The organism is Microbispora bryophytorum, assembly GCF_006874465.1.
Taxonomy (GTDB): Bacteria; Actinomycetota; Actinomycetes; order Streptosporangiales; family Streptosporangiaceae; genus Microbispora; species Microbispora bryophytorum.
On sequence record NZ_VIRL01000022.1, the window covers coordinates 65,644 to 91,752 of the forward strand.

Genomic DNA, 26,109 nt, shown 5'->3' on the forward strand with positions numbered 1-26,109 from the left:
TAGTCAACGTGCTCACGCAGCCGGTTCGCACCGGCTTCTTCGCCGACGACCAGGCGGCGATCAGGGCCGGTGCCGAGCACGACGGCTTCGCCTACGCGGGCGCCCCGATCACGCCCGGGTTCTCCGCCATCCGGCAGGCGGGCGAGGCGCTGTCGGTCATGCTGCTCCTCGAAGACGGCTCCGTGGCCCACGGCGACTGCGCGGCGGTGCAGTACAGCGGTGCCGGCGGCCGCGACCCGCTCTTCAGCGCCGCGGCGGCGCGCCGGGACGTCGAGGAGCACCTCGTCCCGATGCTGGCCGGCGCGGAGCTCGGCTCGTTCCGCGAGCTGGCCGGGCGGGTGGACGCATGCCGTACGACCTCCGGTCCGTTGCACACGGCCATCCGGTACGGCGTGACCCAGGCGGTGCTCGACGCCGTCGCGCAGAGCCGGCGGCTCACCATGGCCGAGGTCGTGCGTGACGAATACGCGACCGGCGTCGATCTGGAACCGGTGCCGATGTTCGCGCAGACCGGCGACGACCGGTACGCCAACGCCGAGAAGATGATCCTCAAACAGGTGGACGTCCTTCCGCACGCTCTGATCAACAACGTCGACACCAAGCTGGGCCGGGGTGGCGAACTCCTCGAGGACTACCTGCGGTGGCTGGTGAAGAGGATCGGGGAGCTGCGCCCGGACAGCGCGTACACGCCCCGGTTGCACGTCGACACCTACGGCACCGTGGGCCTTGCCTTCGACGGCGACGTCGGCGCGGTCGCCGCCTATCTCGCCCGTCTCGGGGAGATCGCGGCCCCGTACGAGCTGGTGGTCGAGCATCCCGTCGACGCCGGGAGCCGGGAGGCCCAGATCGAGACGTACGTCCGGCTGCGGTCCGCCCTGCGGCGGCTGGACGCACGGGTGAAGATCGCCGTCGACGAGTGGTGCAACACCCTTGAGGACATCGAGATGTTCGTCGACCGGGGCGCGGCCGACGTGATCCACGTCAAGACACCGGACCTCGGCGGCATCGACAACACGATCGAGGCGCTGCTGCTGGTGCGCGACCGCGGACTTGTCGCGTACTGCGGCGGCACGTGCAACGAGACGGACCGCTCGGCGCAGGTCACCGCCAACGTCGCCATGGCGTGCGGTGCGGGACAGGTGCTGGCCAAGCCCGGAATGGGAGTGGACGAGGGACTGATGATCGTGGGAAACGAGATGGCACGGGTGGCGGCGATCGCCGCGGCACGCCGAGAGCCGGTCCTGCCGTGAGGCCGCTGGAGGATGTCAGGATCATCGCGATCGAGCAGTACGGCGCGGGGCCGTTCGGGAGCGTGCATCTGGCGGACCTGGGAGCCGAGGTCATCAAGATCGAGGACCCGTCGACCGGCGGTGACATCGGGAGGTACGTCGTTCCCGAGCAGCACGGCGAGGACAGCCTGTTCTTCGAGACGTTCAACCGCAACAAGCGCAGCCTCAGCCTCGACATCTCCACGCCCGAGGGCCGCGCCGTGTTCGAGGACCTGGTCAAGGTCAGCGACGTGGTGCACTCGAACCTGCGGGGGGACGTCCCGGCCAAGCTGGGGATCCGCTACGACGACCTCAAGCATCTCAACCCGGCGATCGTGTGCAGTTCGCTCAGCGGGTTCGGCATGACCGGGCCGCGCAGCGCCGAACCCGGTTACGACTACGTGCTGCAGGGCATGGCCGGCTGGATGGACCTCACCGGCGAGCCCGGCGGACCGCCCACCAAGTCCGGGCTGTCGCTCGTGGACTACTCGGGCGGGCTGGTGGCGGCGGCGTCCATCCTGGCCGCGCTGCACGCCGCGCGGCGCGACGGCGTCGGCGCCGACTGCGACGTCAGCCTGTTCGACACGGCGATCTCCATGCTGACCTACCCGGCCGCCTGGCAGCTCAACGGCGACTTCGAGCCCAGGCGCACCCACCACTCCGCTCATCCGTCGCTCGTCCCCTTCCAGGCCTTCCCGACGGGAGACGGCTGGCTGGTGGTCGCCTGCCCGAAGGAGAAGTTCTTCCGCCGGCTCGCCGGGGCCCTCGGGCATCCGGAGTGGCCGGACGACCCCCGATACCGGGACTTCGCCGCGCGGCGGGAGAACGCCGAGGCCCTGCTGGCCGAGCTCGAGGCGGTGTTCGCCACCGGCACGAGCGAGCACTGGCTGGGCCTGCTGCGGTCGGCCGGGGTGCCGTGCGGGCCGGTGAACACCGTGGCGCAGGCCCTGCGGGATCCGCACACCGTCGCCCGGGGCATGGTCGTCGAGACCGAGCATCCCTACTTCGGCACCGTGCGGCAGGTCGCGAGCCCGCTGCGGGTGGGTGCGGAGCAACGCGCCCACGCGCGTGCTCCCCGGCGCGACGAGGACGCCGGCTACGTCCTGGGCGAGGTGCTCGGGTACGACGCGGAACGCATCGAGCGGCTGCGCGCCGCCGATCGCCGGGACTGAGGCCTCCCAGATGGCCACGCCGCCGCGAGGTCCGTGACCCGCCCCCGAAAACGCCTTCGGGCGCACGGACCCCCCACACGATCCCCGGTGAGCCGGCCGGACCGCTCAGGCCGGCTCACCGGACGGGGCCGACAGCAGATCGGCCACCAGGTTCTTCGGCTCTATCTCCACCAGGCTCAGCGCGGTCTCCGTGCGCTGCACGCCCTCGATCTGCCAGATGCAGTCCATGAGCAGCTGCCGCAGATGCTGGTGATCACGCACCCGGAGCCGGGCGAGCATGTCCATGGCACCGGTGACGATGTCGAGCCCTTCCAGCTCGGGTATCAGGGCGAGCTGCTCGACGAGGTCCTGCTGCTGGTAGCCCTGGACGGCCGTGATGATCAGGTACACCGTCATCGGATAGCCCACGGCGCTCCAGTTCACGCGCACGCCGTACCCCTGGATCACGCCAAGACGTTCCAGACGCGCGATGCGTTCTCCGACCGCGGGGGCGGACATTCCGAGCTCGCGGGCGAGCGCCCGCTGCGAGCGCCTGGAGTCCTGGCTGAGCAGGACGAGTATCTGCCGGTCCACGTCGTCGAGCGGAACCGGAGGCACAGGGACGGGCACGTCGGCGAGAGCACGCAGGGGAGTGGCCGAGGTATGTGAAGCAGCCGGGGCGTGCGAAGCAGGGGAGCGGCGGCGAGGGGGCATGGCGGGAAGGCTACCCCGCCGGGGACACGGAAAGAGCACGGAAAGAGCACCGCCGCCGGAGTCACCCGTACGACAGGTGCCACATCCCGGGGCGAACACCCGAGGCGACAGGCGATCCGAATGCGTTTGCAGTGGACGGCTGGTATTTGCGGGGCAAATGGTTAGTATGAGACGCAACTTCCCTTACAGTTGACCACTCCTAAGGTCGACATTGGTTTCACTTCGCACATCGAACGGAGTGTGAGGACCGGTGCGGGTCTTCGACAGCAACTGGATGCAGATCGCCGACTACCTCCAACGCGACGATCGCATCGTGCTCCCGGTCGGGTCGACCGAGCAGCACGGGTATCTCTCGCTCGGGACGGACGCCTTACTGGCCGAGCGTGTGTCGGTGGAAGCGGCGGAGCCGCTCGGCGTGCCGGTCCTGCCGGTCCTGCCGTTCGGCATGGCGCCGTACTTCGTGGAGTACCCGGGCAGCATGAGCCTGCGCATGAGCACCTACATCGAGGTGATCCGCGACCTGCTGGACTGCCTGGCCTCCCAGGGGTTCCGGCGGATCGCGGTGGTCAACGGCCACGGCGGCAACGCTCCCGTCGCCGGCCTCATCCGCGAATGGGTGTGCCTGCCGCGCGCCGAACGGGTGGAGGTGCTGTTCCACAGCTGGTACAACGCGCCGAAGACGGCGGAGGCCGCGTCCCGGTTCGACGACGACCAGTTCCACGGCTCCTGGCTGGAGAACTTCGCCTGGACCAGGGTCGACGGCGCCGAGATCCCCGGCGGCAGCGCGCCGGTCCTGCCGAGGTCGCTGGCGGACAACGTGACCGCGCGCGAGATGAGGGAGCTGTCCCCGGACGGCAGCCTGGGCGGGGCCTACCAGCGCAGCGACGAGGACATGCAGGTCGTGTGGGACGCCGGCGTGGCCGAGGTCCGCGAGCTGCTCGAGAAGGGATGGCTCGACCAGTGACAGCAGCCAGGGGCAGGGTCGCCGTCGTCACCGGCACGGCACACGGGATCGGGGCGGCCATCGCCGCCGCGCTCGAGGCGGACGGGGCCCGGGTGCACGGCGTCGACAAGGACACGGTGGACGTCACAGACTCGTCCGCGGTCGACGCCTTCTTCGCCGAGATCGGCGACGTCGACATCCTGGTCAACAACGCCGGCGGGGTGGTCGGCCAGGTCCACCACCCTCTGGAGGAGATCAGCGACGAGGACTGGTCCGCCGTGGTCGCGGCCAACCTGACCAGCACCTTCCTGTGCACCAGGGCGGCGGTGCCGGGCATGAAGCGGCGCGGCTTCGGCCGCATCGTGAACATCTCGTCGGGTGCGGGCCGCAGCGTCAGCCTGACCGGCATCCAGGCGTACGCCAGCGCGAAGGCCGGGCAGATCGGCTTCACCCGTCAGATGGCGCACGAGCTGGGGCGGTTCGGCATCACGGTCAACTGCATCGCGCCGGGGTTCGTCCTGTCCAATCCCACGACGATCGAGCAGTGGGAGAGCTACGGCGAGCAGGGCCAGGCCGCGCTCGTCGAAGGCATCGCCGTACGCCGGCTCGGCCGGTCCGAAGACATCGCGCACGGCGTCCGGTTCTTCGTCTCCGAATCCTCATCCTGGATCACCGGTCAGACCCTCTCGATTGATGGTGGACATGCTCTCTTTTGATTCGACCGACGCCGCCTACCTCGACGAGCTCGCCGGCTACGTCGCGGTGCCCAGCGTGAGCCGGGACGCCACCCCGGAGACCATGCGGACCGCGGCCCGATGGCTCGCGGCCCAGTTGTCCTTCGCCGGCGGCCGGGTCGTCGACACGGCGGGTCACCCCGTCGTCCGGGGCGAGTGGCTCGGGGCGCCCGGCGCTCCCACCATCCTGGTCTACGGCCACTACGACGTGCAGCCGACCGGCGATCTCGCCGAGTGGCGTACCCCGCCGTTCGAGCTGAGCGTCGACGGCGACGTGATGCGCGGGCGCGGGGTCACCGACGACAAGGGCCCGGTCTTCATCGTGCTCAAGGTGGCGCAGGCGTTCATCGAGCAGGAAGGCGCGCTGCCGCTGAACGTCAAGTTCCTCTTCGAGGGGGAGGAGGAGATCGGCAGCCCCCACCTTCCCGCCTACCTGCGCGAGCATGCGGACGAACTCGCGGCCGACCTGGTCATCTCGGCCGACGGGGCGATGTGGCGGCCGAGCGAGCCCTCGCTGTCCATCGCGTCCAAGGGCCTGGTGACGCTCGACGTCGAGGTCAGCGGCGCCGCCACCGACCTGCACTCCGGGCGTTACGGCGGCACCGTCGCCAACCCCGTGCACGCCCTGAGCGAGATCCTGGCCGGCCTGCACGCGCCCGACGGCCGGGTCGCGGTCGACGGCTTCTACGACGGGATCCCCGAGCTGAGCGACGAGCGTCGCGCCGCCATCGCGGCGGTGCCGTTCGACGAGGACCGCTACCGGGACGACCTGGGTCTCGACGGCCTCTTCGGCGAGGCCGGCTACAGCACGCTGGAGCGGCTGTGGGAGCGTCCCACCCTCGAGATCAACGGCGTACTGGCCGGAGGCAAGTACACGGTGATCCCGCACGTCGCGACCGCCCACATCTCCTGCCGTCTCGTGCCGGGCCAGCGCCCGGAACGGGTGCTCCAGGCGATCACCGACCATGTGCTCGCCCAGAAGATCCCCGGCGTCCGCGTCGCCGTCCGCCCCGACGAGGGCGGGGTGCCCGCGTACACGATCCCGGCCGGCCACCCGGCGATCCGCGCCGCCACCGAGGCGCTCGCGCACGTCTACCCGGACCAGGACGTCCTGCTGGCCGTCATCGCGGGGACGCTGCCCGCGACGGCCCTGTTCGAGGAGGTCCTCGGCGCGAAGACCCTGTTCTTCTCCTTCTCGACCGCCGACGAGAACCTGCACGCGCCGAACGAGTTCATGCGGATCTCCCGGCTGCGCGAGGGGATGCGCGCCTGGGAGCGGCTGTGGCGGCTGCTCGCCGACGGGCCGCACCGGCTGGCGCCGGTCCGCGGGGACGGCACGCGGTGACCGCGGGCGCCTACGAGTCGTACGGCTACCTCACGCCCGGCGTCGACTTCCCGGACATCGAGCTGGCCCCCGAGTTCGGCCGCGTGCCGCCGTACGCCGGCGGCCTGAGCGAGCAGGAGCGGGAACGGGCCGAGCGGCTGCTGCGGGACAACGTCGTGGTCAGCCTGCACGACCATCCCGTCCGGTTCCCCGCGGACATGCGGCAGACGCCGGAGTACAACAGGACCGGACGCCAGCACACCGCGTTCGCCGGGCTCCTCGCGTCGGGCATGACCGTGGTGTTCGACAACATGATGGACGGCACCGCCTGCGTCACCGGCAACGCCCCGTGGCGCTGGCTCGACATCATCACCGACCTCGGCATGCGCCAGGCAGACGTCGCCCACCAGTCCGACGTGATCGTGATCCGGACGATGGACGACATCGAGGACGCGCACCGGTCGGGCAAGGTGGGGCTGCTCTTCGGCCTGGAGGCGGCGACGCCGATCGAGAACGAGATCGATCGGCTCGACGTCCTGTACGGCCTCGGCCTCCGGCAGATCGGCATCGCCTACTCCGACGCCAACGCCCTCGGCAGCGGCCTGAACGAGACCACCGACGGCGGGCTGACCGACTTCGGCAGGCGCGCGGTCGCCAGGATGAACAGGCTCGGCCTGGCCATAGACATCTCGCACTCCTCCGACCGGACCGGCCTGGACGTCTGCGCCGTGAGCGAGCGCCCGGTGTTCATGACCCACGCCGGAGCGCGTGCGGTCTGGGACACGCCGCGGATGAAGCCGGACGACGTCCTGCGCGCTGTCGCCGAGACGGGCGGAGTCATCGGGATGTCGGCGGCGCCCCACACGACGTTGTCCGAGGCCCATCCGCGGCACACCATCCTGTCGGTGATGGACCACTTCCGGTACTGCCTGGACCTGGTCGGCATCGAGCACGTCGCGTTCGGGCCGGACACCCTCTACGGCGACCACGTCGGTTTGCACACCGTCTTCGGGCACCTGCTCAAGGTGGGCGCCGCGGCGCCCGGCGGCCCCTCCTTCGAGAAGGTGGAGTACGTCGACGGGCTGGAGAACCCGACCGAGAACTTCCACAACATCTGCGGCCTGCTCGTGCAGGAGGGGTTCTCCGACAGCGAGATCACGGCCGTGCTCGGCGGCAACATCCTCCGGGCGCTCAAGCGGATCTGGGCCTAGCGATGGAAGAGGATCAGTGATTCCCGACGACCAGCCCCCGGCGGACGACCGGCTCGCCCGGCTCAGCGACGAGTTCTTCCAGGTGAAGCACACCGCCGACCCCTTCAGCGCCACGCTGCTCGGCGTCTCGGGCTTCGACGGGCTGGTACCCGACCCCAGCCGCTCCGGCTCCGCCGCCGACGCCGCGAAGATCGCGGACATCGAGCGGCGGCTGGCGGAGATCGACCCCGGCGGCCTGAACCCGGCCGACCGGATCAACCACGCGGTGCTCGGCCGCCTCGCCTGGGGCGTGCGGTCCGATCTGGAGCACGGGCTGTGGGAGACGGGGGCGTCCGCGGACGGCTACTCCTCACCGCAGGCGATGATGTTCATGTCGGTCCCGGCCGCGTCCCTCTCCGACGCCGCGGCCGTCGACCAGTACCTCCGGCGGCTCACCGCCCTGCCCGCGTTCGTCGACGCGATCCTCGACCGCTATCGGGCGGCCAAGGAGGACGGGCGCATCCCCACCCGTGTCGGCGTCGGCCAGGCCATCGACCAGCTCACCGGGCACCTTTCGCTGAGCCTGGCCGACGACACCCTGCTCGGCCTCCGGCTGCCGGCCGGCGTCGACGAGGGGAGCGTCAGGGCGCGCGCGTCCAACATCGTCGAGGAGTCCGTCCGCCCCGCGCTCCGGCGCCTGCTCGCCGGCCTCCGGGACGAGTTGCTGCCCGTGGCCCGGCCCGACGAGCGGGTCGGCGTCCGCTTCGTCCCCGGTGGCGAGGAGGGCTACCGGGCCGCGGTGCGGCGCCACACCACCACGGACCTGTCTCCGGAGGAGATCCATCAGATCGGCCTCGACTGTCTCGCGGAGCTGAGACAGGAATGGGCCGAGCTGGGCGGCCGGGTGCTCGGCACGAGCGACGTGGGCGAGATCCTGTCCCGGCTGCGGGACGATCCCTCGTTGCGGTTCGGCTCGGCCGGCGAGATCGTCGACGTGGTGACCGACGCGCTGCGCCGGGCCGAGGAGGCGCGCGACGACTGGTTCCCGGCGTACGACATCGCCGACTGCGTCATCGAGGAGATCAACCCGATCGAGGCGGGCAACGCCGCGCTCGCCCACTACCGGCCGCCGGCGGGCGACGGGTCCCGGCCCGGCGCCCACTGCGTCCTCACGGCCGACCCGAAGGAACGCTTCGTGTACGAGTACGAGGCGCTGGCCTTCCACGAGAGCACGCCCGGCCACCACCTGCAGATCGCCTCCGCGCAGACCTTGACGGACCTTCCGGCGTACCGGCGTTTCCTGGACGCCGAGGTGTGCGGGTACGTCGAGGGCTGGGGCCTGTACAGCGAACGGCTGGCCGACGAGATGGGCCTGTACACCTCGGACATCGCCCGGCTGGGGATGCTCTCGTTCGACGCGCTGCGCGCCTGCCGGCTGGTGGTGGACACGGGCATGCACCACCTCGGCTGGTCGCGGCGGCAGGCCATGGAATTCATGTGGGACAACACCGCGACGACGCGGGCCAACGTCCGCAACGAGATCGACCGCTACATCGCATGGCCCGGGCAGGCGCTGGCGTACATGATCGGCCGTCGAGAGATCCGCCGCCTGCGGGCCGTGGCCGAGGCCCGGCTCGGATCCCGGTTCGACATCCGCGCCTTCCACGGGACGGTGCTCGGCAACGGCGCCGTCCCCCTCGGTGTGCTCGACCAGATCGTGGCCGCCTGGATCGACTCCGCGGCGGCCTGAGCCAGGGCGCCCGCTTTTCCTCAGCAAGGAGTGCACATGTTCGTGAATATCAATGGCGCGCGGCTCAACGTCGAGGTCCTCGGCGAGGAGGGCGCCCCCGTGTTGATCGCCCACCACGGCGGCGGGGGCATCGGCTCGCTGGCGGAGCCGAAGGCGACCTTCGGCCCGCTGTCCGACCTGTTCCGCGTCGTGGTGTTCGACGCCCGCGGCTGCGGCCTCAGCGAGGGCGTCCCGCCCTACTCGCACGCCCAGTGGGCCGCCGACGTCGACGCGCTGCGCGAGTGGGCCGGCGCCGAGTCGGTCGTGATCGCGGGTGGCTCCTACGGCGGATTCATCGCCATGGAGTACGCGATCGCCTACCCGGACAGGGTGCGGGCGATGATCCTGCGGGACACCTCACCGGACCGGACCAACCTGGAGCTCGCCCACGAGAACGCGCGCAGGCAGACCCGGGTGGAGCTCGACTGGGAGAACTACCGGCGCTACTGGAGCGGCGAAATCCGCGACGACGCCGACCTGAAGGCCCGCTGGGCCGAACTGATCCCGCTGTACGACCACGAGTACGACCCGGCGAAGGCGGCTGCGCGGGTCGAGGCCGGCATCTACCGCCACGAGGCGCACAACTGGTGCTTCCAGCACAACGCGCCGATCTATGACGTCAAGCCGCAGCTTCCGTCCGTGACCTGCCCCACCCTCGTCACCGTGGGCCGCCATGACTGGGTGACCCCCGTGTCGTCGTCGGAGACCATCGCCTCCCTCATCCCGAACTCCACGCTGGTCGTCTTCGAGAAGTCCGGGCACTCCCCGCAGATCGAGGAGGCGGAGCTCTTCCAGCGGACGATGCGCCAGTTCCTCGCCGAGGCGCTGCCGGACCTCGGAACGGCGGTGCGATGATCGAGCGGCGGACTCTCCGCATCCCCGGCCTCGGCCCGGACGGGCTCGACATCCCGTACTTCGACATCCGGGGCCGCGGAGACGGGCCGCGGCTCACCGTGCTGTCCGGCGTGCACGGCGCCGAGTACGCCTCGATCGCGGCCGTCCGCGAGTTCGTGCGGAACCTCGACGACGCCGCCGTCTCCGGGCGGATCGTCGTCGTCCCCGTGGTGAACGTGCCGGGATTCTGGGCCAGGACGCCGTTCGTCGTCCCGGTGGACGGCGAGAACCTGAACCGGAGCTTTCCCGGCGACCCTCACGGCTCGTTCACGGAGGTGCTCGCGCACCACGTCTTCACCGAGTTCGTCCTCGGCTCCGACTACCTCGTCGACATGCACGCCGGCGACCTGCCCGAATCGCTGGAGCCGTTCACGATCTTCGAGGAGTCCCCCGTCGAGGCGGCCTCGCTGGATCTCGCCCTGGCGTACGGCGCCGGGCACGTCGTCAGGCAGGCCGCGGTAGCGCGGACCGTGGCGGGCAGCACGTGCGCGGCCGCGGCGGACGCCGGCATCCCGGCGATCGTCGCCGAGTCGGGCCAGAACGGCCTGCTCGACCGGGCGGCGATCGACCGGCACCTGGCCGGGCTGACCAACATCGCCAGGTCCGTCGGGGTGCTGGACGGTGAGCCGTGGCCGGTGCGCGATGTCCGCCTGCACGAGGGATGGCACTGGCTGCGCACGGACCGGGCGGGCTGGTGGGAGCCCGCCGTGGCGGTGGGGGAGCCCGTGCCGGCCGCCGGGCTGCTGGGAACGATGAGCGACGTGTGGGGTGAGGTCTTCGCCGAGGTGCGGGCGCCGGAGGCGGGCACACCGTTGTTCCTGACGAGCAGTCCGGCGGTATCGGCCGGCGGCCTGCTGCTGGGCCTGGCCCGGCACTGATCCCGGCTGGGGCGGCCCAGAGCTCGCAGTATGACATCCATAGGAGCAGCCGCTTCCCGCCTTCGCCGCTCCGGGCATGCCGAGGGCGGCACCGACGTACAGACACCATCGACAAGGAGACCCGACGTGGACGAGAACGGAACCGCCTCCCCGGCTCCCCGAACGCCGTCAGTGAGCTGGGAGGGCCGTTACCTGGAGGATTTCGTCGTCGGCGACGTCTACCGGCACCCGCTGGGCCGTACGGTGACCGAGGTGGACAACGCATGGCTCACCCTGCTGACCCAGAACACGGCGGCCATCCACTTCGACCGGCACTACGCGGAGCGAACGCAGTGGGGCAGGCCGCTGGTCGACTCGACCTTCACCCTGGCCCTGGTCACCGGGCAGAGTGTGCACGACGTGTCCATGAACGTCATGGCGAACCTGGGCTGGGACCGGGTGCGCCTGCCCAATCCCGTCTTCGAAGGCGACACGATCTACTCCCAGTCGGAAGTGCTCTCGGTGCGCGAGTCGCAGTCCCGTACCGACGTGGGCGTGGTGGAGGTGCGCACCATCGGGTTCAACCAGGACGGCGTGATCGTGATCAGCTTCGAGCGCACCCTTCTGGTCTACCGGCGGGGGCATGGTCCCACCCGCACCGTCGTCGAACCCCGGTGGGACGAGAGGTCTCTGCGGGCCGCCGGTCTCGACCCGCGTCCCGGCACACCGTGACCGAGGCGTACGGGACGACGGCGCGGACCCTGCTCTTCGTGCCCGGGACCCGGCCCGACCGCTTCGCGAAGGCCGCCGCCAGCGGCGCGGACGCGATCATCATCGACCTCGAGGACGCCGTCGCCCCGCAGGACAAGGCCCACGCGCGGGCGGCCGCCGCCGGCCACGTCTCCGTCCACCCGGCACTGGTCAGGGTCAACGGGATCGGCACGCCGTGGCACGATGACGACCTGGCGGCGCTCGCCGGGGCCGAGGGGCTGGCCGGAGTGGTCCTTGCCAAGACCGAGGCGCCGGAGCACGTCGCGGCGGTGGCCGCCGTGCTCGGCCCGCGGGTACCGGTCTTCGCGTTGCTCGAATCCGCCCGGGGCGTACGGGACGCGGATCTCATCGCACAGGCGCCGGGCGTGGCGCGGCTGCTGTTCGGAAACCTCGACTTCTGCCTCGACATGGGCATTCCCTCGCGGGGCGGCGACGAGCAGGGGTTGTTGTTCGCGCGCAGCAAGGTCGTCCTCGCGGCGAGGGCCGCCGGGTTGCCCGGGCCCGTCGACGGGGTCGAGCCCGAGATCGACAATGATGCGGCGACCCTGGGGGCCACCCGCCGGGCGGCGGCCCTGGGATTCACCGGCAAGTTGTGTCTGCACCCGCGTCAGGTCGCTCTCGTCCGCAGCGCGTTCACGCCCTCGGACGGGGAGCTGGACTGGGCCCGGCGCGTGCTCGACGTGGCGGCCGGATCCGCGGGCGCCGCCGTACGGGTCGACGGAGAGATGATCGACAAACCTCGTCTGGAGCTCGCCCGTCGCATCGTCGACTCCGCGGGGGAGGAGTCGGCGTGAAGCGGGCGACCTCGGTCGGTCTGAAGGCCCCGGCGGCAACGTGATCGAACTGCCCTGGTATCTCCAGGACAGGACAAGAAGCAGGACAGGGGAGAGTGGCGATTCACGCCAGGTCCCACAGCAGCCGGTAGTAGGCGATGCGCTCGGGGTCGGGGGCGACGCCGTACGCGTCGTACACGACGCCGTCGTACCCCGGGCCGTAGTTCCACTCCGTGCTCCAGGCGGCGACCGCGAGATCGGCCCACCGGTCGGCCACGCCCAGCGAGCCGAGGTCGACGTGCCCGGCGAACGTCCCGTCATCGTGCAGCAGGGTGTTGGGAGCGCAGGCGTCGCCGTGGCAGACGACGAGGCGGTCGACCGCGGGCGGCTCGCCGAGACGCTGCCGGGCCGCCTCGTCGCGACCGCGGAGCCGTCGCTCGACGCCCCAGTCGTACGGGCACTCCTGTACGGGCAGGGCGTCGTGGAGCAGGCGAAGCCCCCGGCCGATCGCCGCCGCGGCGGTGGCGGGATCGGCGGTCCAGCGCGGGTCCACCGCCGAGCGGCCGGGAAGCGCCGCCGTGACGAGCCAGGCGCCGTCCGCGTTCGAGCCCCACGCCGACGCCCGAGGAACGGCGGCCCACCGCCCGGCCCATTCCAGGCGCTCCGCCTCGCCGGGCAGGTCGATCTCCGGGGTGCCGGCGGCGGCCCACTTGACGTACCTCGTGCCGCCGTTCGCGTCCTCCAGCCGGAACGTCAGGCCGCCGAGCTGGTTGCGCCATACCGGAGTGACGGTGTCGCCCGCGGCGAGTTCGGCGACGGCGCCGGGCATGGCCACCGGCCCGGCCGGGATCGAGGCGAGGGGGAGCCGGCTCATGACCACCATTCTCCCGCGAAAAGCAGTGGCAGGGCTGCGACCGCACCGCCACAGAGCCCGTACTCAGGATGAACTCGTGGCGTTCTCGTGGTGGCTGACGGATCGTTGCGGGGCGCGCTGTCTCCGGGTCATGAGGAACGCGGCAGCGGGCGGGCACACTCCGGACGAGCAGGAGCGGCGCGAGCGGCTGCGCTTGGAGGCGGGGGAGCGGTTCTCGCGTGGCGAGTCGGGCGCATCGCGCGGGAGTTGCGGGTCACGCTGCCGCTTGAACGAGATGTTCACAACAGTACGTTGACAATGAACAGTTGTGGCTACATTCTTGACGGTATGAGACCGACCGCCGAGCAGCCCCTCGATCCGTTCACGTCTCCGCGTCCGGAGGCGGCGCGCGCGCAGCGCGTCCACGCGTCGTTGTTCCGTGTCGCCGAGCGGCACGCCACCACCGACGAGCAACGCGGCCGGCAGGTCCACCCCTCCGTGATGGGACCCCACGAAGCCGTCAGACTCGTGTCGTTCCTGCTGAGCGGGGCCGCGCAGCTCGATGACGGCGAGCCGGAGGTGGACCAGGCCGACATCACGGCCGCCTTGACTCTCGTCCCCCAGGCCCGGGCAGAGATGGACGAGTTGGAGGCCGCGCTCCTCCAGATGGCGCGGGGGCGCGGCATGACGTGGCAGGAGATCGCCTTCGGCCTTGGGCTCGGCACCCCGCAGGCCGCCCGGCAGCGTTACGAACGGCTGGTGGACCGCACCGCGATCGACCCCGACGAAGGCCGGTAGGCGGCTCCGTGGCGGACGCGGCGGCCAGGAGCGATTCGGCGGCCGAGGCGCGGGCGTACAGGACCGAGCAGCGTGTCGCGGGCGCTCAAGAAGTGTGAGGGCCGGCTCTACGACTCTGAGCCTGGGCGTTGCCGACGCGTGCGTCTACGCTGCCGCCGACCTGCCCAACGTGCGGAAGAACCGCTTGAGCCGGCTCGGCGAATCAGTCGCCGAACAGGACTGCGGGTATCTTCGGTTGCCAACGCAGGGGCATCCGTTCAGCCGCTTGGCAAACGACTTCGATCTCACCGAGCCCGTGGTAGGCGAACCCCTCCCGCACCACCCGAGCCACGTCCTCCGTCGGCACCCGCCACTGCAGCCGCACGCCCGCGTTGCGGGCCACGAGCAGCTGCGCCCGGGCGTCCGCCACCTTCTCCAGAGCGATCTCGGACCCCCTGTATCCGCGCATGGATCTGCTGACGGTCCCCCAGTAATGCCAGTTCTTCGTGTCGATCAAGCGACCGTCGATGAAGTTCTCGAACTGCACGCCGTTGACGCGATACCCCCATCCCGGAGGTGTGCCTGCGGCGGAGAGCTGATACCAGGCGTCCTCGGGGCGCATGTTGGCACCCGCTTCGAAGTCGGGCACCCATTCACCCGGTCCGCCGCGCGCCGGTTGGATTCCGGACCATTTCCACGGTCGCTCCTGCAGCCGGGCGGCGCCGGCCGATCCGGGCAACTCCGCGCTGCCCGCCCTGGCTCTGACAACGGCAGAGGCGATCGGGCCGGCCAGGCCGTAGATGGTCCACGCGAGGGAGATCTCGTCGAACGCTTGTTTCGACTGTTCGATGATTGCGAGGAGGTTCTCGTTGCCCAGACGTTCCAGGACCGCGGTCTTGGCCTCGTGCATTCGCGGGGTCGATTTCCGGGTGAACCACCTCGGATATCGGAGGCAGCCCGGTCCGTACACTGGCAGATCGTCCGAGCGGTCTGACGAGTATATGTCGTCGGCGTAGATCACAAGGCTTCGGCGCGGCGGATGCTTGTCGTAGGTGAACCTGATCTGCAGAGTGGAAAGACCGAGCGCGGCACGTTCGGGGTCCGGGCGGCGACTGTCGGGGTCGATTACATAAGACGTGAACGAGTCGACATGCAGATCCGCGGGTTTCGCCGAGAAACTCTCGAGGGCACGCAGCACCCGGCACATTCCGTCGGTGTCGTCGATGACGTCCTTGGACTGGTTGAAATCCGCGAGAAGGGCCATGACGATGTGCTGGCCCAGCTGATCTACCGACCACAGCTGGTCGATCGTGTCGTAGAGCAGCACGTCCGATAGCCCGATCAGCAGCAGCCAGGCGGCAGCCAGGTTGTGGTCCTCGTCGACGAGCTTGTAGAGCGCCCCGACGAGCACGTTTACCGAGTCGAAGTCTGACGACGACCGCATGCCAGGGCGGGCCAGCAGGGTAAGCGGCTCCTCGTAGTGCAGGGTGAAGGGATCGGGACCGTCCAGGTCGACCGTGAACCTCAGCCCGGTCTTCACCTGACCTCGTTGGAACTTCCACAGACTGTTCTTGCGGTCGACGGTGAGCAGGTAGGCGCCCTCGTCAAGGTCTGTCGAGACGTATCCCCGCAGCGGCGGGCCGTGCCGCGACAAGAGCGCCACCCGTCCCTCGTACAGGTCGATGTCGAGCCGATAGATTCCACTCCGGCCGGCCACATCTACGTCGGACGACGCGGCACGTCGATGCCGCTGGGACGGCGTCCCGGTCGGCGGCACCGAGGACTCCGGGCTTACGGCCGGTGGTGGGGCCGGATCGGCCGGCGGCGGTGGTGGCGAGGGCGCGGGCACAGCGGGGGGCCGGGCCGTCGTCGGCCGCGCAATCGGGGGAATCGGCCTTATCTGGCCGCTCATGGCCGCAGCGGCCGATCAGAGAGCCGTTCCGCTTGACGAACCGGGCGCGCGCCCTGTTCGTCCGAACGGCGCAACGGTTGGTCCAAGTGGCGCGACATCGGCACCGGAATTCAACACGCCAGCAAACCCCGGCTCTCTGACCCCGAGACCGTACTGGCCTCAATCGGCTCATTCCGGCCGCTCACCAGAGTCGGCCCACTTGCGATTGTGACGGTGTGCCTCTGCTCAGGTCAACCGCCTCATTCGCCGCACAGTGGCCGGCAAGGATAGTGCGGATCGCGCGCGAACTCGAGCGTTGACGAGGTGACCGATACTGGCTAGCGTGTAATGCGCTGAAGAGATATCCGATGCAGGAAGCGGTGACTCACCCGACCGCGTCGGTATCCAACTCATTCTTTGCGCCCGCCCCGGATCGAAGAATCCGATAATCCGACCGCGATCCGAGCTGTGAGGCGTGAATGGGTATCGGCTATCTCGACACAGGTCATTTTCACCTGACCGTCTCGTTTCGTCACGTAGCCGACGCCGCCCGGATCGACGAATGGCGGGCATCGTTCCAGCAGGCCTCGCGGTTGCTGTTCGACGCGACGAACGGGTGCCACCAGTTCGGCGATATCCGGGTGTGCAACGCCTCGACCGGCGGCCACGACGCCGACGCCTGGCTGTTGGAGGATGACGGCCGATCCAACTCGCCGGAACTCGGCCTGGGCCAGCCCGGCGCGCACATGGTGCTCTACGGCGACGAGCGATTCAAGCCGTTCGTGATCCTGCGCCATTTCGCGCAGTACGCGTACGGCGTCTGCGACGAGTTCGTGGGCCCCGGCGACGTACCGGCCTGGTGTGTCGAGGACGCCACGGGCGACGTATGTGTCATGGAGGCCGCCTGGACCGAAGGCGACCGGTTCGGACCGGCCGGCACGGGCGGTCCGCTCGTGCCCGGTCGCGTCAGGCGCTTCTGCACGAGGGAGAACCACGATCCCGACGGCGACACGCTGCAGCAGAGCGTTCACGGCACGTCCTGCTGGGAGACGATGGTCGCGGCCTTCCCCGAGCTCGCCGCGCCCGCCTCGGGAGGCACATTCTCGGGCATCGACTGGGTCACCCAGACCTCCGGCCCGCGGCTGGTCATCGTGCTGGACCGCTCGGGGAGCATGGCCGACGACGGCAAGATCGATGAGGCGAAGATCGGCGCGCATTTCATGCTCGACGCCGCGAAGGCCGGCGAACAGCTGGGCGTGGTGTCCTTCGCCGACAGCGCGAGTCTCGACTCGCCCGTCCTCGCGATGGAGGACACGAGCCACAAAACCCAGGCACACGACGAGGTCGCGGCGATCTCGGCCGGCGGGAACACCGCGATCGGTGACGGGCTGCGGGCCGCGCTGGACGCCGTGACATCCTCGGGCGCGAACGCGACGACCAGAACGGCGGTCCTGGTCACCGACGGCATCCACAACACCGGCGAGGATCCGGAGTCGGTCCTGCCCGACCTGGTCAAGGCCCGGGTCCGGGTCTACACGATCGGTGTCGGCATCTCGGTGGGAACCGCGCTGCTGCAGCGCATCGCGGACGCGACCGGCGGCGAGTTCGCCCGCATCGCCACCACGCAGCCCGGCGTCAAGCAGGCCGAAGAGATCCGCCACGAGCTGGAACGCGTCTTCGGCCTGGTGCGCAACAACGGCGGGATCGTCGCGGCTCAACCCCTGCCGTTCCTCGAGGGCGAGCGGACCGTCACTCGCACCGTGGACATCGAGCCCGGCAGCGAGGCCGCGACCTTCCTGGTCAGCTGGAACACCCCCAGGTCCTCGCTCGAGCTCACCCTGCACGCGCCGGACGGCGAGACCATCGCCGTCGGTGCGCTGCCCGCCGGCGTGCACGAGATCCGGGGCGAACGCCCGTACGCGGCGTTCGCGGTCGACCGCCCGGTCGACGGGCCCTGGGCGGTCGAGGTCACCGCCCTGGACGGCGGGGCGGAACTCGACGCCAGGCTGCTTGTGTTCAGCGAGCACCCGCACATCGATGGCGGCGTGACGGTCGGGCGCGGCGCCTACCAGCCCGGCGACCAGATCCCGGTGTTCGTGCGGATGTACTACGACCGGCCGGTCACCAATCTCCTGGTGCGCGGCGTCGTGCGCCTCCCCGATGGTGGCCGAGCCCCGTTGCGGTTCGTGGACGACGGCGATCCGTCGGGCGCCGACGTGTTCGCCTCGGACGGCCGGTACACCGCGCGGTTCGACGACACGCACAACGCACCCGGAACCTACGTGTTCGACGTCACGGTCGAGAGCACGGACAGCAGCGTCGCGGTCGCAGGAGGAGAGCCGGTGTCCGAGTCCGAGCAGTTCGAGCTCGGTCCGGTACCCGCTTTCCGGCGGCGACTGACCACCGCGGTGGTCGTCGGCGACGAACCCTTCGAAGGCGGTCCGGACTGAACATGGGGGATTTATGACCGACTACACCGGCTTCCGGGGGAAGCTGCCCTATGCGAGCGAGATATTCGGCGTCTACCAGCCGCTGATCGGGTGGAAATCGAGGCGCAAGCTCATCCGGGTCGGCAACGACATCGACGGGATCAGCATCCCGACGGACGCCTACGTGCCGGACGTCGACGTGCGGTTCGACGGCGACACGGTCAGCCTGGGGCACGTCTCGCCGGCCCAGCACGCTGGTGAGCGGCCGAAGTCGCAGAATGACAGCCTGTTCTTCGCCTCCGTCGGCGACAGCCTCAAGCGGCTGAGGCGGGCACCGCAGAACGCCGAGGAGTGGAAGCGCGTTTTCACCAACGTCGGAGGGGCTGGCGAGGCGCCGTCGTTGGAGGACTCGTTCAAGATCCGGCTGGAGAGGGATGTCTTCCCCAAGTGGCGCGACGCGACCGCCACCCGGATCAAGGTCGCGGCCCGTGCGGTGCAGCGACTTCCCAACGAGGATCCAGCGCAGTACCAGCAGCGGCAGGACGTGGCGCGGGAAATCGCCAAGGCCGGGGCCCTCGCCGACCTCGAGCGGGAATCGGTGATCGCGCAACTGTTGAACGACCTGTTCACCGTGGGCGACGTGGCGACGCTCAACCGCTTGTTCTACCCGCCCTCCTCGGTCGTACCGACCGACGAAGCCGTGCGGGCGTTCCTGGCCAAGGCCCGGGAGGCGTACGACGATCCGTTCGTCCTGTTCCGCCCGAACAAAGACCTGGCCGACGTGAGCCTCTCCCCGATCGGCATCGTGCACCTGTTCCGCCAGTACTTCTTCGAGCTCGACACCTTCCTGGGCACCCCGACCGGCCACATCTGGCTCAGCCCCGGCTCCTCGGTGGAGCTGGTCGAGGTCAGCACGCGCAAGGTGACGGTGGAGCGGACGACCTCCACCCTCTACGAGACCACGTCAGCGGTCGAACGCACGGCGACCGACCAGGATGAGATCAGCGCCGCGGTCAAACAGGACAACCGGGACGACGTGAAGCTGGGGATCACCTCGACGGTGCACCAGTCCTGGGGCAGCGGCAACGCGACCGCGACGGCCAGCCTCAGCCTCGACCGGACCCAGCAGACCGCGCGCGAAGAGACGCACAAGCGGATGCGGCAACAGACGGAGAAGCTGTCCACGCAGATCCGGCAGAATTTTCAGTCGACCTTCAAAACGGTCACCGAGACAACCGACGTGTCGAGCAAACGCTACGTCCTGCAGAACTCCACCGCCGAGCTCATCAACTACGAACTGCGGCGCAAGATGCGGCAGGTCGGCGTGCAGGTGCAGGACATCGGCACGTTTCTCTGCTGGGAGACCTTCGTCGACGAGCCGGGTCGCGCCCTCGGCCTGGCCGAACTCGTGCACATCGCCAAGCCGGCCGACCTGCAGCCGCAGCCCGACCAGAACGAGATCCCGGTTCCTCCGCGCATCGTCAAGTCGTTCCAGGTCAACGCGGTCTGGAACTTCGGCGATCGCCGGCAACGAAACCACCTGGATCTGGGCTACATTCCGCTCGACACTGTGTCTCTGCCCGTACAACCCGAGACGGGCTACCAGCTCGAGAACCCAGGAGGCCGGGTCGCTCTCTCGATCAGTTCCCTGGCTGGCGAGGGTTCCGAGGGCCAGCGATACGCCTTCGTCGGTCAACTGGTCGGCACCAACCAGATTCAAGTCGGTGTCCTCGCTGGAGCCTCGGGGATCAGCTGGGACAAGCGAGTCGACTACGTCCTGGTAGGTGAACTGGCCTTCGTCCCGACCCCAGAGAAGATCGCCGAGATCGAGGCGGCCAACAATAAAATCGTCGCCGACAAGGAGGCCGCGTCGCGGGCGCAGAAACGCGCGGCCGAGGAGGCATTCCAGCGGGCGGCCAAGGAACGCATCGAGCAGGCGGCCGACATCCGCTCCCGGCCGTTCGAGGAGCTGCGCGAAGAGGAACGGACGGTGGTCTACCGCCAGCTGATTCGCACGCTGATGTCCGACCACTTCTACAACATGCCCGCGAGCGCCGAGGCGGACGAACTCAGGCACGTGCTGTCCGAACTCATCAACGCCATCTTCGACGTCGACAAGATGCTGTACTTCGTGGCCCCTGAGTGGTGGAAGCCCCGCACGCACTACAGCCAGTACGCCGGGTCCGCTCACCCGTTCGGCGCCTCGTCGATCACGGACTGGGCCGATCACGAAGCCCGTACGGACAACTACTACATCACCCACGACTCGCAACCCGCGAGGCTGGGCAGCTCACTCGGCTGGCTGCTGCAGCTGGACGGCGACAATCACCGCAACGCCTTCCTGAATGCCCCCTGGGTCAAAGCGGTCATCCCGGTGCGGCCCGGGCGGGAACGCGCGGCCGTCAACTGGCTGCAGCAGATGAACGTCGAGGGCATCGACGGGCTGGACAAGCCCTACGCCGCCTCGGCGGCAGAGCTGGACGAGATCAGGCACGGCCTGCTGACCGCCGACCCGCACGACCCGGTGGGCGACGTCCCGACCCTGTCCGACGCTATCCGTTTCCTGTGCCTGGACGTCACGCGTAAGCACGAGGAATCGGTGCAGGTCAGGAAGTTCCCCAACGACGTGAGCATTCACGACGACGACAAGGTGTCGTCGACCCCGGTGGAGAAGGTCTACGAACACGGCTTCTACCCTCTGCAGGGCGGCTTCCGGGTTGATCCTCGCAAGCCCGACCCGAGCAACCCGGACGCCCACTTCCAGATCTTCGATCAGTGGATGGAAGTCCTTCCGACCGACCAGGTGGTTCCGGTGGAGGTGCGCTACGACCCTGTGACCGGGCGCCTGATCGCGGAACCACCGGACTGATCCGCGAGCCGGCCCTGGTGTCCTGAGCCGACTCGGCTCTGCGGGCGACATGTTGCGGCGCTGAGCCGACTATGCCGCACTCGCAGCACATCGGCGTCCGACCGGCGCAAGCGAGGTAGGCATCGGCGGAATGTCGGTCATGATCTGTAGCGTCCCGGGCGGGTACGGCTGCCCCGCGCCACCGCCAGGGAAGCGGCCGGACGGGCCTCAACGCTCCGCACACCCGCGGGCCGGATGCTCGCCCGCTGGCTGGATCGGGGAGGTCGGCAGCCGAACTCGGGCAGACGGTAGCGGGGATGGCGAAGAACGGTGACCTCAAGCTCAACCGGTTCGCCGCCGCGCTCGACCACGCGACACATGGACGAACAGGCCGAGTCGAGCACGATGTACGAACTGGACCAGGCCTGATCATCTGGGGTGGCGCGTGTTCGCCCTTGCCCAGCATCGTGACCATCGACGGCCGGCGATCTCCTCAGGTGGCCGCTGCGGCGGTGGTCTCACGCAGAGCACGGGTGAGAGCGGGCAGCGCCACGGCCAGAGCGGAGCGTTCGGTGCCCGAAAGCCTCGTGAGCACCTGGCCGTGACGCTCGTGCAGGTGCGTCGACATTCGTGTCACGACGGCACGACCGGCGTCACTCAGCATGAGGCGGTAGTAGCGACGGTTGGCCTGATCGCGTTCCCGGACGAGCCAGCCCTTACGCTCCAGCCCCGCGACAAGGCGGCTGACGCTGCTCTTCTCCAGGCGTAGACGGTCGGCGATGTGCTGCTGCGGCACCGGGCCCGTGTGCCAGATCTCCAGGAGGGCCAGCCCTTCGGAGAGAGTCATCGCGAGATCCGGCACCAGCGCGTCGCCCCGCTGAAGGCCCATCTCGATGACGAGCTCCATCAGGAGCGCTTCAAGGCCGTCGGGCGTCGGTTCCTGCCGCACAGATCCTCCATAGTTGCAACATACAACTCTGCTCACTACTCTCTCTAAGAGTTGCATCGTACAACTAATGAGGGGGTGGGATCGTGGCAGTTACGCAGATACCGCAGGACATGCGGGATCGCGAAATGGTCCCGCTCGCTGCGCCGGCCCGCGGCTGTGACCGGATGGACCGGAAGCCCGCTGCTCCTGCTCGGGGTCATCCTGCACCGGCCCGCGATGACGCCGGGATCCGTGCGGCCGGCCAGGTGTACGGGCTCACACACGGTCTTCAGGTCCCGAGCCTGATGCTGATCGCTGCATGCCTGGTCGCCGCCTCTTTCCCAATCGCGCGAGAGGCCCGACGTCGCGCGCACGCCGGCCGGCCTCGAGCCGGGAGTCGCCATGGTTGCCCTGCCCCCCTCGTGACTGAGCCGCGCTGACCCGCACATAACTGCTCGACTCACCCGCTGCGCTCGGGTTCGTCGTGCAGCCTTCACATCCCCTTCCGGAGGTCTCTCGTGAGCCATCCCGTCTCTGCTCACCATTCGCATGCCGTGCAGGCACATCCCGGGACCCCACCTGACCGGCGCCGCTGGGCCGCCCTCGCGTTGGTGTGCCTGGCCCAGTTCATGCTGATCCTCGACGTCACCGTCGTGAACGTCGCGCTGCCCAGTATGAGCGCCGACCTTCACTTGGACCGCGAAACGCTCACGTGGGTGGTCACCGCTTACACCCTCTGCTTCGGAGGGCTGATGCTGCTGGGCGGCCGACTCGCGGACGGGCTCGGCGCGCGACGGACCCTGCTGGCCGGTCTCGCCGTCTTCACCCTCGCGTCGCTTGGAACGGGCCTGGCCGCGAACGGATCCGTGCTGATCGCCGGTCGTGTCGCGCAGGGAGTCGGAGCGGCCCTGCTCTCCCCGGCGGCGCTGTCCATCGTCACGACCGCCTTCCACGGCGCCGAGCGCAACAAAGCGCTGGGCGTCTGGGCCGCTCTGGGCGGCATCGGATCGGCGGCGGGAGTCATCCTGGGCGGCGCGATCACGGCCGGCCCCGGCTGGGAATGGGTGTTCTTCATCAACGTCCCTGTCGGCGCCGTGGTGCTGGTCGCCCTGCCGTTCACCGTCCCGGCTCCAGCACGCCAGGCTCAGCGGGGCCGGATCGATCTGCTCGGGGCGCTGCTGGTCACCGGGGCGACCGCCTCCCTCATCTACGGACTGGTCACAGCGGGCGACGCCGGCTGGGGCGGGACGGCGACGCTCGTGGCACTGATCGCCGCCCTGGTTCTGTACGCCGGATTCGCCATCGTGGAAGGGCGGGTTCGTGCGCCGCTTATGGACGTTCACATGCTCTCCCGCCGTCCCGTCCTCGCGGGTGCCTTCCTCATGCTGGTCGCCAGCGCGCTGCTGATCGGATTCTTCTTCCTCGGTTCCGTCTACCTTCAGCACGTCCGCGGTTACACCGCCCTCGGCACCGGCCTCATGTTCCTGCCCGTCGCGATGTCCACCGGAATCGGTGCGCACGTCGGCAGTCGTCTCGTCGGGCGCACAGGCAGCCGTCCGATCGCCGCCGCGGGATTGGCGCTTGCCGCCGTCGGCTCCTGGCTGCTCACCGGCCTGTCCGCGGGGGCCGGCGTCTGGGCGGTCCTAATCCCCGGGTTCGCCGTGGCTGCCGCCGGCCTCGGCGCCGTGTTCGTCGCGGCCACCACCTCCGCACTCGGCTACATCTCCCATCAGGAGGCCGGCCTTGCATCCGGCGTGGTCAACACCTTCCACGAGGTCGGCGGGTCGGTCGGCGTCGCCGTCGTCTCCACCGTCGCGGCCGTCGGTATCGAGACCGGCACGATCACCGGCTTCGGAACGGCCTTCACGGTGTGCGCCGTCAGCGCCGCCCTCGGTGCCCTCGTCGCCTTGACTCTGGTCCCAGGCGGCAGACCGCAGCACGTTGCGGGGCCGCACGCTCACTGAGGACCTGGGCTTCATGCGTTGTCACGGCATGCGAAAGCCGTACGGTGGACGGCCGACGGGGGAGGACGGCTCGCCCCGCCGGCGTCTCGCCCGAGGCGCCGGCCCGCCGGCGAGAGGGCCGGGATCCCGCCGCGCACCGCTGACCCGGGCAGCGCCCGCGCCGTGTCGCGCGCGCTGTCCTGGAGCTTCTCGCCGCTGACGGATGTGACGAAGGTCAGGCGCGGCGGCCGTAGGTGCGCGGATCCACGGGCTGCTCGGACTTGGGAAGCCCGCCGACCACGAGACGGTAGGAGTCGATCACGAGCTCCTTCACCAGCTGCTCTTCGATGGTGCCCCCGCCTTCCACCGTGATCCAGTGCCTCTTGTTCATGTGATAGCCGGGGGTGATGTCCGCGTACTGCTCACGCAGGGCTGCGGCGTTGTCCGGATCAGCTTTCAGGATCACGACGGGGTGCCCCGGCATGTCGGTCATGAGCATGAAGACCTTGCCGCGCACCTTGTAGACCTCCCAGTCGGGGCCGAGACGACGCTCCAGGTCGGCGCCGGGCAGTTCCGCAGTGCAGTCGCCCGCGATCTTCTGCAGTTCCTGTCCGTCCAAGGTGACCAACTCCTCTATCGATCCGAGTGCCCTGACCGCCCGGTCAAGGCCAAGGTGGCGTCTCCCGCATGTCCGCCACGAACGGCGGCGTCCAGCGAATGACGTCGCCCGCCGATCCTGCGGATCGGTGAACTGCGCCCACACCTGCCGAAGATCGGCTTTCGGGCCCTGGGCCACAGGGCCGTCCTGCTCGGCCAGGACAGTGGCGATGACCGGGACGGCCTCTGGCATGACACGCTGCAACGACAACGAGGCTTCAGAGAACGAGATGGCCTTCGCGTCATTGCTCATCCCTTGACGGTGAAAGCTACTTCTGCAGGAAGGACTGCAGCAGAGCAGTCACTTCCTTCGGCCTCTCCTCCGTCACGAAGTGGCCCGTATTCTTCAGGACTCGTCCCTGGACGTTCACGGCGTACTCACGCCACTGGTCGGGGACCCTTGAACCGAAGGAATTCTGACCACCGATCGCGAGGATGGGCATCTTCAACTTGCCCTGAGCCAGGAATTCCTTGTTCCGATGAACGTCTGTGCGGAGCCCGCGGTATACGTTCATCCAGGCCGTCGTGCGGCCGGGTTCCTTCAGGAAGTGGGCGTAGAAGTCAAAGTCCGACGCCGTGAACGGCGACTTGTCACCCGCCAGGTACTCGGTCATCATGTCGTGGACGAGGACGCGTTCGTGACCGGCGATGAGGCGTTCAGCGAGGGGCAGCTGGAACAAGCCGAAGTGCCACGCCGCTGGCTTGTTCGGATCGGCGTTTAGCACGGGGTAGCCGTAGATGCTCTTATCCGGGATGGGAGCTTCCATCACAGCCATGCTCCGCACTTCCGACCGAAATTGCGCCGCGTAGTCGTAGGCGACCCACACCCCGATATCGTGGGCGACCACCTGGACACCGTTGTTGAGCTTCAGCTGCGTCAGCAGCTGATGCACGTCCTTCGCCAACTGCGCTGCCTGGTAACCACTCTCGGTGACCTGGGACTCGCCGGCGCCACGCAGGTCGACAGCGATCACGGTGTGGGTCTTGGAGAGCGGGCCCATCTCCTGCCGCCACTCGGACCAATCCTCGGGGAACCCGTGGATCATTACCACAGGTGAACCTTTGCCACCCCGCACGTAGTGCATGCGAAAGCCATTTACTTCCGCATACTTGGACCGAAAACCAGCGGGTGGTTGAGACTGCGGATAAGGCGACTGCGCCGCCACTGAGCGGTGCTCGCGACTCTCGGCCCGTGCTCCAGAACTCAACGCCACGGGGACCACCAGGAGAGCCACCAACGCCGTAATGGGCGCACTGAACCTGTTGTGCCTTCCTATTCCGATGCCCGGATATTCGCTGGCCTGCTTGATGTCGTTCACTTTCTTGTTCTTTCCCTGTGCGTTTCGGCGTTCACTGCAGGCGCCGTGTACGCGGT

At 69.2% G+C, this 26,109-nt stretch carries 21 protein-coding genes; 15 read left to right on the forward strand and 6 right to left on the reverse strand.

Going from position 1 to position 26,109, the window contains the following annotated elements; genetic code table 11:
- The first annotated feature begins 8 nt into the window (after positions 1-8).
- A complete protein-coding gene (locus FLX07_RS30185) occupies positions 9-1,250 on the forward strand; it encodes a methylaspartate ammonia-lyase (RefSeq protein WP_208762465.1) in 1,242 nt (413 codons plus the stop codon).
- Positions 1,247-2,440 carry a CaiB/BaiF CoA transferase family protein gene (locus tag FLX07_RS30190; protein WP_142575086.1) on the forward strand — a complete coding sequence of 398 codons (1,194 nt, stop codon included), beginning with the start codon at positions 1,247-1,249 and terminating at the stop codon, positions 2,438-2,440. Before FLX07_RS30185 ends, FLX07_RS30190 begins: the two co-directional genes overlap by 4 nt.
- A gap of 105 nt (positions 2,441-2,545) precedes the next feature.
- Here the strand turns inward: FLX07_RS30190 and FLX07_RS30195 are convergent, their stop codons facing one another.
- A complete protein-coding gene (locus FLX07_RS30195) occupies positions 2,546-3,049 on the reverse strand; it encodes an Lrp/AsnC family transcriptional regulator (RefSeq protein WP_167748444.1) in 504 nt (167 codons plus the stop codon).
- A gap of 334 nt (positions 3,050-3,383) precedes the next feature.
- On the opposite strand from FLX07_RS30195, the gene FLX07_RS30200 reads away from it, so the two are divergent.
- The 9 genes from FLX07_RS30200 to FLX07_RS30240 all read left to right on the forward strand — a co-directional run bounded on the left by FLX07_RS30200 (position 3,384) and on the right by FLX07_RS30240 (position 12,429).
- On the forward strand, positions 3,384-4,097 hold the full coding sequence (locus FLX07_RS30200; protein WP_142575088.1) for a creatininase family protein: 714 nt from the start codon (positions 3,384-3,386) through the stop codon (positions 4,095-4,097).
- A complete protein-coding gene (locus tag FLX07_RS30205) occupies positions 4,094-4,792 on the forward strand; it encodes an SDR family NAD(P)-dependent oxidoreductase (protein WP_208762466.1) in 699 nt (232 codons plus the stop codon). The genes FLX07_RS30200 and FLX07_RS30205 overlap by 4 nt, the downstream gene beginning before the upstream one ends.
- Entirely contained in the window at positions 4,779-6,155 is a 1,377-nt protein-coding gene (locus tag FLX07_RS30210; protein WP_208762467.1) for a dipeptidase, read from the forward strand. The genes FLX07_RS30205 and FLX07_RS30210 overlap by 14 nt, the downstream gene beginning before the upstream one ends.
- Positions 6,152-7,345: a dipeptidase gene (locus FLX07_RS30215; RefSeq protein WP_142575091.1), complete on the forward strand. Its 1,194-nt coding sequence runs from the start codon at positions 6,152-6,154 to the stop codon at positions 7,343-7,345. The genes FLX07_RS30210 and FLX07_RS30215 overlap by 4 nt, the downstream gene beginning before the upstream one ends.
- Before the next feature lie 16 nt (positions 7,346-7,361).
- Positions 7,362-9,074, forward strand: coding sequence for a DUF885 domain-containing protein (locus FLX07_RS30220; RefSeq protein ID WP_142575092.1), 1,713 nt, complete (start codon positions 7,362-7,364; stop codon positions 9,072-9,074).
- A gap of 36 nt (positions 9,075-9,110) precedes the next feature.
- Positions 9,111-9,968, forward strand: coding sequence for an alpha/beta fold hydrolase (locus FLX07_RS30225; protein ID WP_142575093.1), 858 nt, complete (start codon positions 9,111-9,113; stop codon positions 9,966-9,968).
- Complete coding sequence (locus tag FLX07_RS30230) at positions 9,965-10,885, forward strand: succinylglutamate desuccinylase/aspartoacylase family protein (protein WP_142575094.1); 921 nt, start codon at positions 9,965-9,967, stop codon at positions 10,883-10,885. The genes FLX07_RS30225 and FLX07_RS30230 overlap by 4 nt, the downstream gene beginning before the upstream one ends.
- Positions 10,886-11,011: 126 nt before the next feature.
- A complete protein-coding gene (locus FLX07_RS30235) occupies positions 11,012-11,596 on the forward strand; it encodes a MaoC family dehydratase (protein ID WP_229689903.1) in 585 nt (194 codons plus the stop codon).
- Positions 11,593-12,429, forward strand: a complete 837-nt coding sequence (locus tag FLX07_RS30240) for an HpcH/HpaI aldolase/citrate lyase family protein (protein ID WP_167748445.1) — start codon at positions 11,593-11,595, stop codon at positions 12,427-12,429. The genes FLX07_RS30235 and FLX07_RS30240 overlap by 4 nt, the downstream gene beginning before the upstream one ends.
- 103 nt (positions 12,430-12,532) lie before the next feature.
- Here FLX07_RS30240 and FLX07_RS30245 read toward each other — a convergent pair whose 3' ends face one another.
- Positions 12,533-13,282 (reverse strand): aminoglycoside 3'-phosphotransferase, encoded by a 750-nt coding sequence (locus FLX07_RS30245; protein ID WP_142575096.1) that lies wholly within the window; start codon positions 13,280-13,282, stop codon positions 12,533-12,535.
- Positions 13,283-13,609: 327 nt separating this feature from the next.
- Here FLX07_RS30245 and FLX07_RS30250 point away from each other — a divergent pair, with 327 nt between their 5' ends.
- On the forward strand, positions 13,610-14,059 hold the full coding sequence (locus tag FLX07_RS30250) for a DNA-binding protein (RefSeq protein ID WP_142575097.1): 450 nt from the start codon (positions 13,610-13,612) through the stop codon (positions 14,057-14,059).
- Positions 14,060-14,261: 202 nt separating this feature from the next.
- Here the strand turns inward: FLX07_RS30250 and FLX07_RS30255 are convergent, their stop codons facing one another.
- Positions 14,262-15,815: a hypothetical protein gene (locus FLX07_RS30255; protein WP_142575098.1), complete on the reverse strand. Its 1,554-nt coding sequence runs from the start codon at positions 15,813-15,815 to the stop codon at positions 14,262-14,264.
- Between the two features lie 593 nt (positions 15,816-16,408).
- Between FLX07_RS30255 and FLX07_RS30260 the strand changes: the two genes are divergently transcribed.
- Together FLX07_RS30260 and FLX07_RS30265 are read left to right on the forward strand one after the other, a co-directional pair.
- Positions 16,409-18,379 (forward strand): VWA domain-containing protein, encoded by a 1,971-nt coding sequence (locus FLX07_RS30260; RefSeq protein ID WP_142575099.1) that lies wholly within the window; start codon positions 16,409-16,411, stop codon positions 18,377-18,379.
- A 13-nt stretch (positions 18,380-18,392) separates the two neighbouring features.
- Positions 18,393-21,227, forward strand: coding sequence for a peptidoglycan-binding protein (locus tag FLX07_RS30265; RefSeq protein ID WP_142575100.1), 2,835 nt, complete (start codon positions 18,393-18,395; stop codon positions 21,225-21,227).
- 472 nt (positions 21,228-21,699) lie between these two features.
- Here FLX07_RS30265 and FLX07_RS30270 read toward each other — a convergent pair whose 3' ends face one another.
- Complete coding sequence (locus FLX07_RS30270; RefSeq protein ID WP_167748446.1) at positions 21,700-22,155, reverse strand: MarR family winged helix-turn-helix transcriptional regulator; 456 nt, start codon at positions 22,153-22,155, stop codon at positions 21,700-21,702.
- 533 nt (positions 22,156-22,688) lie between these two features.
- On the opposite strand from FLX07_RS30270, the gene FLX07_RS30275 reads away from it, so the two are divergent.
- The gene (locus FLX07_RS30275) at positions 22,689-24,098 is read left to right on the forward strand and encodes a DHA2 family efflux MFS transporter permease subunit (protein ID WP_229689902.1); all 1,410 of its coding nucleotides are present in this window, start codon (positions 22,689-22,691) and stop codon (positions 24,096-24,098) included.
- A gap of 214 nt (positions 24,099-24,312) precedes the next feature.
- On the opposite strand, the gene FLX07_RS38070 is transcribed toward FLX07_RS30275, so the two are convergent.
- Both FLX07_RS38070 and FLX07_RS30285 read right to left on the reverse strand, forming a co-directional pair.
- The gene (locus tag FLX07_RS38070; RefSeq protein WP_223854149.1) at positions 24,313-24,987 is read right to left on the reverse strand and encodes an MmcQ/YjbR family DNA-binding protein; all 675 of its coding nucleotides are present in this window, start codon (positions 24,985-24,987) and stop codon (positions 24,313-24,315) included.
- A gap of 16 nt (positions 24,988-25,003) precedes the next feature.
- The gene (locus FLX07_RS30285; RefSeq protein ID WP_208762468.1) at positions 25,004-26,053 is read right to left on the reverse strand and encodes an alpha/beta fold hydrolase; all 1,050 of its coding nucleotides are present in this window, start codon (positions 26,051-26,053) and stop codon (positions 25,004-25,006) included.
- Positions 26,054-26,109: the final 56 nt, after the last annotated feature.

Bases quoted from the DNA above. Each gene is read 5' to 3' on its own strand.
- FLX07_RS30210 (WP_208762467.1), top strand. From the start codon at position 4,779: ATGCTCTCTTTTGATTCGACCGACGCCGCCTACCTCGACGAGCTCGCC.
- FLX07_RS30225 (WP_142575093.1), top strand. From the start codon at position 9,111: ATGTTCGTGAATATCAATGGCGCGCGGCTCAACGTCGAGGTCCTCGGC.
- FLX07_RS30230 (WP_142575094.1), top strand. From the start codon at position 9,965: ATGATCGAGCGGCGGACTCTCCGCATCCCCGGCCTCGGCCCGGACGGG.
- FLX07_RS30245 (WP_142575096.1), bottom strand. From the start codon at position 13,282: ATGAGCCGGCTCCCCCTCGCCTCGATCCCGGCCGGGCCGGTGGCCATG.
- FLX07_RS30250 (WP_142575097.1), top strand. From the start codon at position 13,610: ATGAGACCGACCGCCGAGCAGCCCCTCGATCCGTTCACGTCTCCGCGT.
- FLX07_RS30260 (WP_142575099.1), top strand. From the start codon at position 16,409: ATGGGTATCGGCTATCTCGACACAGGTCATTTTCACCTGACCGTCTCG.
- FLX07_RS30265 (WP_142575100.1), top strand. From the start codon at position 18,393: ATGACCGACTACACCGGCTTCCGGGGGAAGCTGCCCTATGCGAGCGAG.
- FLX07_RS38070 (WP_223854149.1), bottom strand. From the start codon at position 24,987: ATGAGCAATGACGCGAAGGCCATCTCGTTCTCTGAAGCCTCGTTGTCG.